Here is a 12324-nt window from a genome sequence, read left to right on the forward strand (position 1 = left end):
AGCGCATTTTTTTTTGCCTTCTGGTTTGCGTCGGCTGCCCTGGCTGAAGGAGCGCGCACGATCGCCGCGGTCGTCGCGGCGAAAAATTACCGTCGGAGCACGCCGCTATAATCCGACACCATGCCTATCCGTTTCGATCCCGCCGACGCCCACTGGCGCGTCGCGCCTTTGGCCACTTTCAGCGCCGCCCAGAAAGACTGGCTGACCCGCGGCGGTTCACTGACCGCGCACCTGCGCGCGCTCGGCGCGGTCGCGGTGCGCGTGACTCGCGAAGCCGTCGCGCTGCCGTGGCCCGACGAAGCCGCCGCGCTCGAACTCGCGCCGCGCGCGCCGGTGTGGGTGCGCGAAGTGGTGCTGTCGGTCGATGGCGTGCCGTTCGTCGCCGCGCATAGCGTGACGCCGCGTGCCGCGAGCGTCGGCATCTGGCAGGCGACGCGCCGGCTGCGCACCCGGCCGCTCGCGGAGTTGCTGTATAGCGATAGCAGCGTCGCGCGTTCGTCGCTGGTGAGCCGCAGGGTGGGGCAGCGGCATCCGTTGTATCGGTTGGCCGCGCATGAAATCGACGGCGGCGATCGGTATGCGCCGCATGCGCTGGTGGCGCGTCGCTCGGTGTTCGAGCGGCATGGCGCGCCTTTGATGGTGACCGAATGCATGTTGCCGGCACTGTGGGAGCATTTGCGTGCGTTGGACGCGGCCGCTCGCGCGCACGCTGCCGCGTCAGGCACCGGCGCGGCGCATATCGCGCACGCGCGGGTGCGCGAGCACGGTCGTCCGCTCGATCACACCGCGTCGCGCGCGCACAGCGTGCCGCGCAGCGCCGACGAGCGGAGCCGCTGATGTCGTTCAAGCGTTGCTTTGCGCCTGTCGTCGACGCCGATACGCGGGTCTTGATCCTCGGTAGCTTGCCGGGCGAGGTGTCGTTGGCTCACGGCCAATACTACGCACACCCGCAGAACAAATTCTGGTTACTGGTCGGTGAAGCGATAGAACGGGATCTGGTTGGTATGGACTATTCGACGCGTCTCGAGGCGTTGCTCGAACACCATATCGGACTATGGGACGTCGTTGCCGAGGCTCGTCGAGCAGGAAGCCTGGATAGCCGGATTCGCGACCATGCCAGCAACGATCTGATTGCTCTGATCGATACGCTGCCGAAGCTGGCTACCATCGCCTTCAACGGGGGGACGGCGGCCAAAATCGGGATGAAAGCGTTGGGCGAGCGGGGCGAGCAATATCGGCTTGTCCGTTTGCCGTCGAGCAGTCCCGCCCATGCCTCGGTTTCATACGCTCAAAAGCTGGATATATGGCGACGGCTAACCTGCGTCTGATCGACCGACGGGATGCCATTCGCGGTCATAGATCGAGCGCAAGAAACCGTGTGCCTTCGACTGGATTCTCGTAGTAGGGCGCGGTTTCGACGAACCCTAACCGCTCGTAGATGCGCTGTGCAAAACGGGTTTGCGGAACCGAGTCGAGAACCAGCGTCGAGAATCCCAATGTCTTCGCTTTCCCGATCACCGATGTGACCAGCGCTTCGCCAAGCGACAACCCTCTGAATGCTTCACGAACATAGAGCCGTTTGATTTCCGCAGTCTCCGCCGTATGACGAAGCAGCCCCGCGCAACCGGCGAGCTCGCCGCCGGCGTCGGCGACGAAGAACATGCCCGATGGCAGCGTATAAACGTGTTCGAACGCGTCCATTTCTGCATCGAATCCACGGTACGACAGATCCATACCCAGCCAGCGGACATACTCGCGGATCACGGCGACGAGGTTGTGCGTGTCGGCGGGGAAAACGGCTTCGCGAACGATCGGCCGCGGCGTTTGCATGGCGGCTCTCAGATCCATACGTCGTTGTCGGCCGTTCTTTCGTTGGTCGTATCGCCGGTATTGACGACGCCGCGCGGTTCGATGAGCAGCAGCTTCACCTCGGACTCGGCATACGGCTTGTGCTCGACTCCCTTTGGTACCACCGCCATTTCTCCGGGAAACAGTTCGATCGAGCGGTCGCGGAAGTCGATGCGCAACCGGCCTGCGAGGACGATGAACGTCTCGTCGGTATCGGCATGCCGATGCCAGACGAAATCGCCGGCTATCTTTACGACCTTGAACTGATAGTCATTCATTTCAGCCACGACGCGCGGCTGCCAGTGGTCGTCGATCTGACTGATCTTGTCGAGCAGGTTGATGGTCTTGTATTGGCCGCGTTGCTCGGGTGTCGGCTGGGAATCGCTTTGCATGGTGGCTCCATTCGGGTGATACCTGGAACAGAGCATAGTCCCGCCGCCCGCGAGTGTCTTGAACGATCGTGCAAGCTTGCGCTAGGCGGCGTGCCGATCGCTCGTCATCGCGAGCCAACGTGCGGGAGGGATTCCGTATGCGTGGCGAAAATGTCGGGTCATGTGGCTCTGGTCGGCGAAGCCGGCGGCGGCCGCGGTGTCCACGAGGGAAACGCCGCGCAGCATCATTGCGCGCGCGGCTTCGAGCCGGCGCATGACCAGGTAGTGATAGGGACTGGTGCCGTAAAAGGTTCGGAAATCGCGCGACAGGCTCCAACGGTCCTGTCCGCTGACGGCGGCAAGTTCATCGAGCGTGACGGTGTGCGTGCACGATGCGTGCAGATATTCCCGTGCTCGCTGCGCTGCCGCGAAATCCGCGGACTTGCGCGTCTGCCGCGCGCCCGAGGCGTTATCCAGCGCGAGCGCGAGACCGGCGAGCGCGTCGTCACGTTCGAGCGGCTCCGCGTCGCCACGCATCTGGCGCAGCGCTGTCTGCGTGGCTTCGAACAGGCGCGGATCGGTCGTGACGCCGCCTTCGACGAACGGCAGGGGGCGGCCGCCGAGGACTTCCTGGATTGCAGCGGGTTGCACGTAAATCATCTGATAACGAAATCCCTCGTTCGTGCCGGCCTGACCGTCGTGCACTTCGTCGGGATGCAGGACCATCGTCTGTCCAGGTAGGCTGGTGCGCAAACCGCGCCGGTAATGGAAGCACTGAACGCCGGCGAGGGTCAGGCCGATCGCGTAGGTGTCATGCCGATGCATGGAGTACGCGTTGCCGTGGAAAAACGCTTCGATGCGTTCGACTCCGTGGGTGGATTCCGAACGGGAAATCCAGTCGGATTGGGCTTTGCTGGTATCGCCGTCCATCACACGCTCCGGCTTGGTTTGGCAGATCTGCGGGAACATCGATATCGGAGGATTGTACCGGTGCGAATGTTCGCACGCTTGGCATGCGTGGTAGTGCGGCTGACGTCTGTTTCTCATTGCGCGACGTTGTTGCCGGCCGCTCCGATAACTGTGCCACGAGCTGTGACTTGTCTGCGCGGGGCGGCCCGGTTATCAGACCCTTGAGGCAGTCAGCCTCCCGGGCAGACCGCTTGGTCTAGATCTCAAATTGATCAAAACGCCAATCAGTTCTGGCGCCTGCCAGGCGTGGTGCCCGACGAGCCTCCTTTTTTGACCCGTCCTGAGCAATTGCCTACTGACTCAGTAGCCGTTTTACTTCATCAAGGAAAGAATCCGCCGTGTAGCCCCACAAAACAGGATCGAACTGGCGGCCAAACCGCTGCTTAAACTCCGACTCGAGCGTATCTGGATAGTGCGCTTTGAATGAATCTATGTCAGATATGAGCGTGTCAATGTCACTCTTTGACATTTTCTCGGTGTACGAAGAAACGAGTTCTTCTAATGAGTTTCCGAAAAGGTCAAAATCTTCGTGGAAGCGAGAGCGGATCAACCCCGTCAGATCGCCATATTCCTCATCGTCAACCATACGATAAGCCCTCAGTCCAAGTACGATGTCACGATATAGTACGGCATCCCGTTGTATGTCTGATGCCGGAGGATGACTACAACCTTCTGGGCCTCAACTCTTTTGCCCGTACTCCGGGCAATCGCAAAACCAACATTTTTCCCGACGCTCTTTACCAAGTCCAAGTCTCGTACCGGCGCCTTTGCCCACGCGCTTATCCTCAGTGCGTTTTCCCTCATCGTCTCGGATATTGCCCATTCGGCGGCGTTCAGATCGTAGAAGGTGGACACTGTCATCCGTCTTGGCTCGTCGATCAGACGCTGCCGCAACTGCGCCTCCGTCCGTCCAACATGCTTCAGGATCGTGTGCCCGCCAACCCCGCGAGGCGTCTTCGCTTCATGCATGTTCAGGTTGATCTCGCCCATCGTGATACGCGCAGCCCGCACCGCCTTGATTGACCCGGCAAAGCTGAACGGCACGACCATGTCAAGTGACAGGCCGATATTGTTGGCCATGTCAGGACTAGCCTTCATCGCCTCGGCCAGCTTCGTCGTGCCCTGCTGGGTCAATGTGGCCGTATCCTGGCCCGTCCAGACCTGACGTAAACCAGCCGCCGCCGTATCAGAACCATGTACACCGAACACGACACACCCTGCCTTGGTGAGCATGGTCGGTTCCGGGATCACACACAACGCACTTGCGCCGACCATTTCCAGCACGCCACCGACGATTTGCAGCCCGCCCCATAGCCGGTTGGAAAGCAATTCGGTCTGGCTGATTGACTGCCTTGCCAGTACCGCCGCCAATTGCGGCGCACTGAGCACGAGGCGCACGCCGTCCGCGTCCTGTTGATACGACATTCCGAACTTCTCCGTAGCTGTTGGGACTGCCACGCTAGCAGGCGACAACAGGCAGAGGAATGGGCGGTGGATGAAAATTGCGAATCTGCATTTTTCAGGCGTACTGTTGTCTTTCTCCTACTTCAGACATGGGACGCGCTGCGGTCGCGGTTCGAACAATGAGAAATTCGGAATACCGTGAGCTAAATCAACTATTTGGTGTTTATTTGAATCAGGATTTCGACATATGGGGTGAGACCATTCCCGCTATTGTTTCCTGCTACAAGAGAGATAGCCCGGTGGCTGACCACAAATCAATGCTTGCAGAGACGGAAAGGTTCGAGAAAAAGCACCAGCATGATCTGGATGTCGCGTTCGATCAGATGTACGGGCACGAGTTTTCTCCCGTACCGTGGGGGCACACGACCGCATCATTTTTTGAGAAATTGAAGCGGCTGCTGAGTGAGTAGTCAACTCCTGATCGCGGCGCATGAGGGCTCTTTTATTGCCACTGCGGGGCGAACTGAATCATCGGGCCATCAGCGCCCCAGATCGCTCAGCCCATCCTTTCGTTCAGCGAACGCAGCACATCGAGCGCGCGACCCGGTAGACCCAGACCTATGCGTGGATCGACCGCACATTCGCGTGGATTGATCCGAACGACGCGCGGTCCAAATCGCTCGCTTTGGTTACGAACGGTCGGTATCGCGCCGCCCGCGCCGAGTTCGATGACGACAGCTTGCTCGACGCTCGACAGCCACGCCTCGTACCGCATCCGTTGATGCCTCGTGCGAGTTTCAACCCAATGCCAGTCGTCAAACATCAGAATTGCCGGTCGAGCGACGCAGCCGCAGTTCGGGCACTTCGGCAACGGCGATAGCAGTGCACAGCGATTCACGTCCACCTCTGGCTGGAAACCATCAGCCGACCATATCTGATGCGTGCAGGACTGTCCGCATTGCAGGAAATGGATCGATCCGTGACATTCGAACAGGCGATCGTCGGCGAAGCCGGCCTTCTGGAACTGGCCATCCACATTGCTGGTGAACACGAACCCGCCGCTTCTTTTCGCCGATGCCCAGCCGCGCAAGATCTCGAAACCCGCGTGCGGGACGGTGCGCCGGTACAGGTTGAGCCGATGGCCGTAGAAACCCCATGCGCGGACCGGATCACGCAGGAAGGCGGTTCCATTGGCAATGTCATGGAAATTGATTCCGCCGGTCTTCAACGCCGGATAAGCCGCCCAGAATCCGTGATCGCCTCGAAAGTCGGGTAACCCGGAATCGACGCCCATGCCTGCGCCCGCCGCGATCAGAATGCCGTCGGCTTCGCGTATCCAGTCAGCCGCGATCGTCATTTGCTCTGCCGTGTCCATGCGTGCTCCCGTTGTTCACATACCGAATTCTCCTCGCAGCCCCAAAATGAGGCAGAATCCAAACGTGCGACCCGCTGCGCGACGCAGTCCGCCGTGTTCGCTTAATCGTTCCGCTTTGGCGTTCCAGGGCTCCGCATCGCCATCCGCCACGCACAGCGTTTGTGTCCTAGCGTTGCCGTTTTCCTGATCGACGTTTGCGCATCCTGCCCGTATCACGTGCGAGATGCCTCTCAACCGCCCGCCCAGAGCCTAGCAATGACGACCCAGCAACCGACCATCATCTACACCCTCACCGACGAGGCCCCGCTGCTTGCGACGGCCGCGTTCCTGCCGATCATCCGGACCTTCACCAGGCCGGCCGGCATCGAGGTCGAGACCAGCGACATCTCGGTCGCGGGCCGCATCCTCGGTGAGTTCCCCGAGTTTCTGACCGAAGCGCAGCGGGTGCCCGACAACCTCGCGGAACTCGGTCGCCTGACCTCGTTACCCGACACCAACATCATCAAGCTGCCCAACATCAGCGCATCGGTGCCGCAACTGACGAGCGCGATCAGGGAACTGCAGGCGAAGGGCTACAAGGTGCCCGACTATCCGGAAGATCCGAAGACCGACGAACAGAAGGCGATCCGTCAGCGCTACTCGAAGTGTCTCGGCAGCGCGGTGAACCCGGTGCTGCGCGAGGGCAACTCGGACCGTCGCGCGCCGGCCGCGGTGAAGAACTACGCCCGCAAGCACCCGCACAGCATGGCCGAATGGAGCATGGCGTCGCGCACGCACGTCGCGCACATGCGGCACGGCGACTTCTATCACGGCGAAAAATCGATGACGCTCGATCGCGCGCGCGACGTAAAGATGGAACTCGTCACGAAGAACGGCAAGACGATCGTGCTGAAGCCGAAGGTCGCGCTGCAGGACGGCGAGATCATCGACAGCATGTTCATGAGCAGGAAGGCGCTCCTAGCGTTCTATGAAGACCAGATGGAAGATGCGCGCAAGACCGGCATGATGCTGTCGCTGCACGTGAAGGCGACGATGATGAAGATTTCGCACCCGATCGTCTTCGGCCACGCGGTGAAAGTGTTCTACAAGGACGCGTTCGCGAAGCACGGCAAGCTGTTCGAGGAACTTGGCGTGAACGTCAACAACGGCCTCGTCAATCTGTACGAGAAGCTCGAGACGCTGCCGGAATCGCAGCGCGAGGAGGTGATCCGCGACCTGCACGCATGCCACGAGCATCGTCCGGAACTGGCGATGGTCGATTCGGCGAAGGGCATCTCGAACCTGCACGCGCCGAACGACGTGATCGTCGACGCGTCGATGCCGGCGATGATTCGCCTCGGAGGCAAGATGTGGGGCGCCGACGGCCGTCCGAAAGACACCAAGGCGGTGATCCCGGAGAGCACGTTCGCGCGCATCTACCAGGAGATCATCAACTTCTGCAAGACCAACGGCGCGTTCGATCCGGTCACGATGGGCACCGTGCCGAACGTCGGCCTGATGGCGCAGAAGGCGGAAGAATACGGCTCGCACGACAAGACCTTCGAAGTGCCGGAAGACGGCGAGGCGCGCATCGTCGATCTAGCCAACGGCGAGGTGCTGCTCACGCAGAACGTCGAGCAGGGCGACATCTGGCGCATGTGCGAGGTGAAGGACGCGGCGATCCGCGATTGGGTCAAGCTCGCGGTCACGCGTGTGCGCAATTCCGGCATGCCCGCGGTGTTCTGGCTCGACCCGTATCGCCCGCACGAAGCGGAACTGATCAGGAAGGTCGAGGCCTACCTGAAGGATTACGACACCACGGGCCTTGACATCCAGATCATGTCGCAGGTGCGCGCGATGCGTTACACGCTCGAGCGCGTCGTGCGCGGGCTCGATACGATCTCGGTCACCGGCAACATCCTGCGCGATTATCTGACCGACCTGTTCCCGATCATGGAGCTGGGCACGAGCGCGAAGATGCTGTCGATCGTGCCGTTGATGGCGGGCGGCGGCATGTACGAGACCGGCGCGGGTGGTTCGGCGCCGAAGCATGTGAAGCAGCTCGTCGAAGAGAACCATCTGCGTTGGGACTCGCTCGGCGAGTTCCTCGCGCTCGCGGCGTCGCTCGAAGAACTGGGCATCAAGACCGGCAACAACCGGGCGAAGATCCTCGCGAAGACGCTCGACACCGCAACCGGCAAGCTGCTCGACAACAATCGCAGCCCGAGCCCGAAGACGGGCGAGCTCGACAATCGCGGCAGCCAGTTCTATCTGGCGATGTACTGGGCGCAGGAGCTGGCCGCGCAAACGGACGACGCCGCGCTCGCCGCGCAGTTCGCGCCGCTCGCGACGCAGCTGACCGCCAACGAGCAGGTGATCGTGGCGGAGCTCGCGTCGGTGCAGGGCGCGCCGGCGGACATCGGCGGCTATTACAAGCCGGACTTCAACAAGCTCGAAGAGGTGATGCGGCCGAGCCGCACGCTGAACGAGGCGCTCGGGGCGGTACGCGTCGAATGACGTGATGCGTGAAGTGAGGTGATGTGAAGACGAGCCGCCGGCGGGCGGCTCGTAGCAGGGAAGGGCGGCCAATGCTACCGGCGAACGCGTTCAATACTGCACGGCGATCGCGACCCGCCGGTTGGCCGCTCTTGCCGCCGCGTCATTGCCGGCGACCAGCGGAAAATCGTCCGCCCGTCCGATCGCGGCCAGCCGATGCGGCTCGATCCCGCGCTCGACCAGATACCTGACCACGGCCCCCGCGCGAGCCGAGGACAGCTCCCAGTTGGACGCATACTTCGCGGTCGAAATCGGCACACTGTCGGTATGCCCTTCGACGAGCACATTCCCCGTCGCATCCTTTTGCAGTCCCTGCGCGATCTGATTGAGTACATCGAACGAATCGACGACCTTCTTGTCGTCGCAGCGAGTGGTAAGTTCGACCTTGCCTTCCGTGATCAGAAAGACCACGGGCTCACCCGAGTGGCCCTCGGAATAGAGGATCTCGCCGGGCGCTGCACCAGGAGGAAATGCGCTGCAAGCTGCGGACGGTGACGGAGAACGGCGATAAAGCGCCACGTGAATCGTTTGCGCGTGCCGTAATGGCGCAGGTTGGTCGCGACCCAGCGGCCGCAAAAGTGAGTTCGTTGAAAGCAGTTTGTGAGCGGTTGGTTTGAATGAGCGAACCGCAGCGAATGCTATGCTCTCGTTCGACCAAAAATATTGCGCCTGTCGCGCGACATCCCTACATGACGAATCTGATCAAGCGCGCTTCGGCCGAGGCGCGCGCTTTCCGTAACCGCGACGCCCAAGCCATCGGCGGTAAACAGAAAATGGCCCACAAAAAGGCAGCCAAATCCACGCGCAACGCGAGCGGCGCCGTCGAGCACGACGCACACGACGCGCCGCAAATCGAAGCGCCGCGCAAGCCGCGCTTCGCACCGGTGACGTTCTCCGAAGAGGGCGGCGTGCGCTACCTGCATTTCGGCACGGAATGGGTGCAAGGCGCGATGCGTCTACGCAAGCCCGATCACATCGAACTCGAATACGCGCAGCAGATGATGGCCTGGCTGCTATTCCTCGAAACGCCGAAGCGCATCGTGCAGCTCGGGCTCGGCGCCGCGTCGCTGACCAAGTTCGCGCACCGCTTCCTGAAGAGCGCGAAGGTCGAGGCCGTCGAACTGAATCCGGCGGTCGTCGTGGCCGCGCGCACGATGTTCGAACTGCCGCCCGACGACGCGCGTCTGAGCGTGCATGAAAGCGACGCGTGGGACTTCGTCAACGAGAGCGCGAACCATGGCACCATCGGCGCGCTGCAGATCGACGTCTACGACGCGACCGCGCGCGGCCCAGTACTCGACAGCGTCGGCTTTTACCGTGCGGCACGTGCGTGTCTGACCGACGCGGGCATCGTCACGGTGAATCTGTTCGGCGATCATCCGAGCTTCGTGCGCAACATGAAGCGTCTGAACGAAGCCTTCGACGGTCGCGTCGTCGCGCTGCCCGAAGTGCACGACGGCAACCGTATCGCGATCGCCTTCTCGGGCCCCGCGCTCGACGTGCCGTTCACCGCGCTAGAGGCGCGCGCGAAGCTGATCGAAGCCGAGCTCGGCTTGCCGGCGCGCAAATGGATCAAGGGCCTGCGCGAATCGACGGGGCAGACGGGCGCATCGTTTGCGATCTGATCAGCGCACGGAGAATGAAGCGGCCGTACCGGCGTATCGGTCGGCACGGCCGCTTTGCTTCCGGTATTTTTTTCACGTCTACGCTGCAACGTCATCCAGCCTGCATCGTTGGCGCTTCCGTCGCGTTGTTGGACGCCGACGCGCCTCGGGTCGTCCCTGCTTGACCGGGAGTTCGCCACTCCTATACTCTTTCGAAGCTTTCGGGGAGCCCGTGGCTGACCGCGGGACGACCACCCGCTGAGTTCCACCTCCCGTCGACCGCGGGCAGATAAATTCTAAATAGGAAACAGGAGACGTCATGGCTCACGACGCCGACGTGAAGAAAGCCAGCAAGCACTGGCTCTGGCTATTGCTGCTACCGTGGATCGCGATGATCTGGGTGCCGTCCTACAACCGGATCGAGCCGCAGCTGTTCGATTTCCCGTTCTTCTACTGGTATCAGCTGCTGTGGGTGCTGATCAGCGCGGTCATCACCGCGTTCGTCTATTCGAAGACCAAGTCCCGCTATACGGGTCGCACGAACGGGGGCGCGCAACGATGAACCCCATTGCAACATTCGTCTTCGTTCTGTTTTTCATCGGCGTCACGATTCTCGGCTTCGTCGCGGCCCACTGGCGGCGCGGCGATCTCGCGCATATCGAAGAGTGGGGTCTCGGCGGCCGGCGCTTCGGCACGATCGTCACGTGGTTCCTGCTCGGCGGCGACCTGTACACCGCCTACACGTTCATCGCGGTGCCGGCGCTCGTGTTCGGTGCGGGCGCAACGGGCTTCTTCGCGCTGCCGTACACGATCCTGATCTATCCGTTCGCGTTCGTCGTGTTCCCGAAGCTGTGGAGCGTCGCGAAGCGGCACGGCTATGTGACCTCGGCGGACTTCGTGTCGGCCCGCTACGGCAGCCGCATGCTCGCGCTCGCCGTCGCGGTGACCGGCATCGTCGCGACGATGCCGTACATCGCGCTGCAACTGGTCGGTATCGAAGTGGTGATCGGCGCGCTCGGTTTCGACACGACCGGCTTCGTCGGCGATCTGCCGCTGATCATCGCATTCGCGATCCTCGCGGCCTACACGTACACGTCGGGCCTGCGCGCGCCGGCCATGATCGCGGTCGTCAAGGACATCCTGATCTACGTGACGATCTTCGCCGCGATCATCGTGATTCCGCCGCAGCTGGGCGGCTTCGGCCATATCTTCGGCGCGGTCCCGCCGGCCAAGCTGCTGCTGAAGTCGCCGGACGTGTCGAGCCTGAACGGCTATAGCGCGTACGCGACGCTCGCGGTGGGTTCGGCGCTCGCGCTGTTCCTGTATCCGCACTCGATCACCGCGGTGCTGTCGTCGAAGTCGGGCAACACGATCCGCCGCAACATGGCGTTGCTGCCGGCGTATTCGCTGGTGCTCGGCCTGCTCGCGCTGCTCGGCTTCATGGCGCTCGCGGCCGGCGTGAAGGACATGCCGGAGTTCGCGCCGTACTTCAAGGCCTTCGGCCCGAACTTCGCAGTGCCGGCGCTGTTCCTGCACTTCTTCCCGTCGTGGTTCGTCGGCGTCGCGTTCGCGGCGATCGGTATCGGCGCGCTGGTGCCGGCGGCGATCATGTCGATCGCGGCGGCGAATCTGTACACGCGCAACGTGCACAAGGAGTTCGTCAACCGCAACATGACGCACGAGCAGGAGACCAACGTCGCGAAGCTGGTGTCGCTGATCGTCAAGGTCGGCGCGGTGGCGTTCATTCTCGGTCTGCCGCTCACGTACGCGATCCAGTTGCAACTGCTCGGCGGGATCTGGATCATCCAGACGCTGCCGGCGATCGTGCTGGGTCTCTACACGCGCGTGCTCGACTACCGGGGTCTGTTGCTCGGCTGGGCGGCAGGTATCGCGACCGGCACGTGGATGGCGATTTCGTTGAACCTCGCGAGCTCGATCTTCACGATCCATCTGTTCGGCATCGCGATTCCGGGCTATGCGGCCGTGTGGTCGCTGGTCGTGAACCTCGTGGTGTCGGTCGTCGTGAGCCTGGTCGTGCGCGCGGTGGGCATGCAGCGCGCCGAGGACCGCACGCGTCCGGAGGACTATCTGGACGTCGTCGAAGGCTGATCCGGCTGCAACTTCACACGCTGAAAAACGCAACGCCCGCCTACGAAAGTTGGCGGGCGTTTGTGTTTGCGGGGCACTCCAGGGCAGGATAGCGGAACCGTCCTTTCAC

General features: G+C 62.1%; 13 protein-coding genes and 1 pseudogene. 7 read left to right on the top strand and 7 right to left on the bottom strand.

Going from position 1 to position 12324, the window contains the following annotated elements; genetic code table 11:
• Window positions 1-120: 120 nt before the first annotated feature.
• Both HDG33_RS01160 and HDG33_RS01165 read left to right on the top strand, forming a co-directional pair.
• Window positions 121-837 (top strand): chorismate lyase, encoded by a 717-nt coding sequence (locus tag HDG33_RS01160; RefSeq protein ID WP_184021490.1) that lies wholly within the window; start codon window positions 121-123, stop codon window positions 835-837.
• On the top strand, window positions 837-1328 hold the full coding sequence (locus tag HDG33_RS01165; protein WP_184021494.1) for a DNA-deoxyinosine glycosylase: 492 nt from the start codon (window positions 837-839) through the stop codon (window positions 1326-1328). The genes HDG33_RS01160 and HDG33_RS01165 overlap by 1 nt, the downstream gene beginning before the upstream one ends.
• A gap of 25 nt (window positions 1329-1353) precedes the next feature.
• Here HDG33_RS01165 and HDG33_RS01170 read toward each other — a convergent pair whose 3' ends face one another.
• The 5 genes from HDG33_RS01170 to HDG33_RS01190 all read right to left on the bottom strand — a co-directional run bounded on the left by HDG33_RS01170 (window position 1354) and on the right by HDG33_RS01190 (window position 4613).
• Window positions 1354-1848, bottom strand: coding sequence for a GNAT family N-acetyltransferase (locus tag HDG33_RS01170; RefSeq protein ID WP_260330278.1), 495 nt, complete (start codon window positions 1846-1848; stop codon window positions 1354-1356).
• On the bottom strand, window positions 1839-2240 hold the full coding sequence (locus HDG33_RS01175) for a cupin domain-containing protein (RefSeq protein ID WP_184021497.1): 402 nt from the start codon (window positions 2238-2240) through the stop codon (window positions 1839-1841). Before HDG33_RS01175 ends, HDG33_RS01170 begins: the two co-directional genes overlap by 10 nt.
• A gap of 81 nt (window positions 2241-2321) precedes the next feature.
• The gene (locus tag HDG33_RS01180) at window positions 2322-3149 is read right to left on the bottom strand and encodes an AraC family transcriptional regulator (protein ID WP_184021500.1); all 828 of its coding nucleotides are present in this window, start codon (window positions 3147-3149) and stop codon (window positions 2322-2324) included.
• A gap of 331 nt (window positions 3150-3480) precedes the next feature.
• Window positions 3481-3774 (bottom strand): contact-dependent growth inhibition system immunity protein, encoded by a 294-nt coding sequence (locus tag HDG33_RS01185; RefSeq protein WP_184021503.1) that lies wholly within the window; start codon window positions 3772-3774, stop codon window positions 3481-3483.
• 11 nt (window positions 3775-3785) lie between these two features.
• Window positions 3786-4613, bottom strand: coding sequence for an RNase A-like domain-containing protein (locus tag HDG33_RS01190; RefSeq protein ID WP_184021506.1), 828 nt, complete (start codon window positions 4611-4613; stop codon window positions 3786-3788).
• 158 nt (window positions 4614-4771) lie between these two features.
• On the opposite strand from HDG33_RS01190, the gene HDG33_RS01195 reads away from it, so the two are divergent.
• A complete protein-coding gene (locus tag HDG33_RS01195) occupies window positions 4772-5062 on the top strand; it encodes a contact-dependent growth inhibition system immunity protein (protein ID WP_184021510.1) in 291 nt (96 codons plus the stop codon).
• Between the two features lie 86 nt (window positions 5063-5148).
• On the opposite strand, the gene HDG33_RS01200 is transcribed toward HDG33_RS01195, so the two are convergent.
• Window positions 5149-5967, bottom strand: coding sequence for a Sir2 family NAD-dependent protein deacetylase (locus HDG33_RS01200; RefSeq protein ID WP_184021513.1), 819 nt, complete (start codon window positions 5965-5967; stop codon window positions 5149-5151).
• Between the two features lie 255 nt (window positions 5968-6222).
• Here HDG33_RS01200 and HDG33_RS01205 point away from each other — a divergent pair, with 255 nt between their 5' ends.
• Window positions 6223-8463, top strand: a complete 2241-nt coding sequence (locus tag HDG33_RS01205) for an NADP-dependent isocitrate dehydrogenase (RefSeq protein ID WP_184021516.1) — start codon at window positions 6223-6225, stop codon at window positions 8461-8463.
• A gap of 90 nt (window positions 8464-8553) precedes the next feature.
• Here HDG33_RS01205 and HDG33_RS01210 read toward each other — a convergent pair.
• Window positions 8554-8847, bottom strand: a pseudogene (locus HDG33_RS01210) (flagellar motor protein MotB); the annotation flags it as partial.
• A 344-nt stretch (window positions 8848-9191) separates the two neighbouring features.
• Between HDG33_RS01210 and HDG33_RS01215 the strand changes: the two are divergent.
• From HDG33_RS01215 to mctP, 3 genes are all read left to right on the top strand, one after another.
• On the top strand, window positions 9192-10127 hold the full coding sequence (locus HDG33_RS01215) for a spermidine synthase (protein ID WP_184021519.1): 936 nt from the start codon (window positions 9192-9194) through the stop codon (window positions 10125-10127).
• Window positions 10128-10425: 298 nt separating this feature from the next.
• A complete protein-coding gene (locus tag HDG33_RS01220; RefSeq protein ID WP_018419880.1) occupies window positions 10426-10668 on the top strand; it encodes a DUF3311 domain-containing protein in 243 nt (80 codons plus the stop codon).
• Complete coding sequence (mctP, locus tag HDG33_RS01225; protein WP_184021522.1) at window positions 10665-12215, top strand: monocarboxylate uptake permease MctP; 1551 nt, start codon at window positions 10665-10667, stop codon at window positions 12213-12215. The genes HDG33_RS01220 and mctP overlap by 4 nt, the downstream gene beginning before the upstream one ends.
• Window positions 12216-12324: the final 109 nt, after the last annotated feature.

It is taken from the genome of Paraburkholderia sp. Cpub6, from assembly GCF_014201065.1.
Lineage (GTDB): Bacteria > Pseudomonadota > Gammaproteobacteria > Burkholderiales > Burkholderiaceae > Paraburkholderia > Paraburkholderia tuberum.

Excerpts from the sequence above, each read along its gene's own strand:
- HDG33_RS01160 (WP_184021490.1), top strand. The coding sequence starts at position 121 with ATGCCTATCCGTTTCGATCCCGCCGACGCCCACTGGCGCGTCGCGCCT.
- HDG33_RS01165 (WP_184021494.1), top strand. The coding sequence starts at position 837 with ATGTCGTTCAAGCGTTGCTTTGCGCCTGTCGTCGACGCCGATACGCGG.
- HDG33_RS01170 (WP_260330278.1), bottom strand. The coding sequence starts at position 1,848 with ATGGATCTGAGAGCCGCCATGCAAACGCCGCGGCCGATCGTTCGCGAA.
- HDG33_RS01175 (WP_184021497.1), bottom strand. The coding sequence starts at position 2,240 with ATGCAAAGCGATTCCCAGCCGACACCCGAGCAACGCGGCCAATACAAG.
- HDG33_RS01180 (WP_184021500.1), bottom strand. The coding sequence starts at position 3,149 with ATGGACGGCGATACCAGCAAAGCCCAATCCGACTGGATTTCCCGTTCG.
- HDG33_RS01185 (WP_184021503.1), bottom strand. The coding sequence starts at position 3,774 with ATGGTTGACGATGAGGAATATGGCGATCTGACGGGGTTGATCCGCTCT.
- HDG33_RS01190 (WP_184021506.1), bottom strand. The coding sequence starts at position 4,613 with ATGTCGTATCAACAGGACGCGGACGGCGTGCGCCTCGTGCTCAGTGCG.
- HDG33_RS01195 (WP_184021510.1), top strand. The coding sequence starts at position 4,772 with ATGAGAAATTCGGAATACCGTGAGCTAAATCAACTATTTGGTGTTTAT.
- HDG33_RS01200 (WP_184021513.1), bottom strand. The coding sequence starts at position 5,967 with ATGGACACGGCAGAGCAAATGACGATCGCGGCTGACTGGATACGCGAA.
- HDG33_RS01205 (WP_184021516.1), top strand. The coding sequence starts at position 6,223 with ATGACGACCCAGCAACCGACCATCATCTACACCCTCACCGACGAGGCC.
- HDG33_RS01215 (WP_184021519.1), top strand. The coding sequence starts at position 9,192 with ATGACGAATCTGATCAAGCGCGCTTCGGCCGAGGCGCGCGCTTTCCGT.
- HDG33_RS01220 (WP_018419880.1), top strand. The coding sequence starts at position 10,426 with ATGGCTCACGACGCCGACGTGAAGAAAGCCAGCAAGCACTGGCTCTGG.
- mctP (WP_184021522.1), top strand. The coding sequence starts at position 10,665 with ATGAACCCCATTGCAACATTCGTCTTCGTTCTGTTTTTCATCGGCGTC.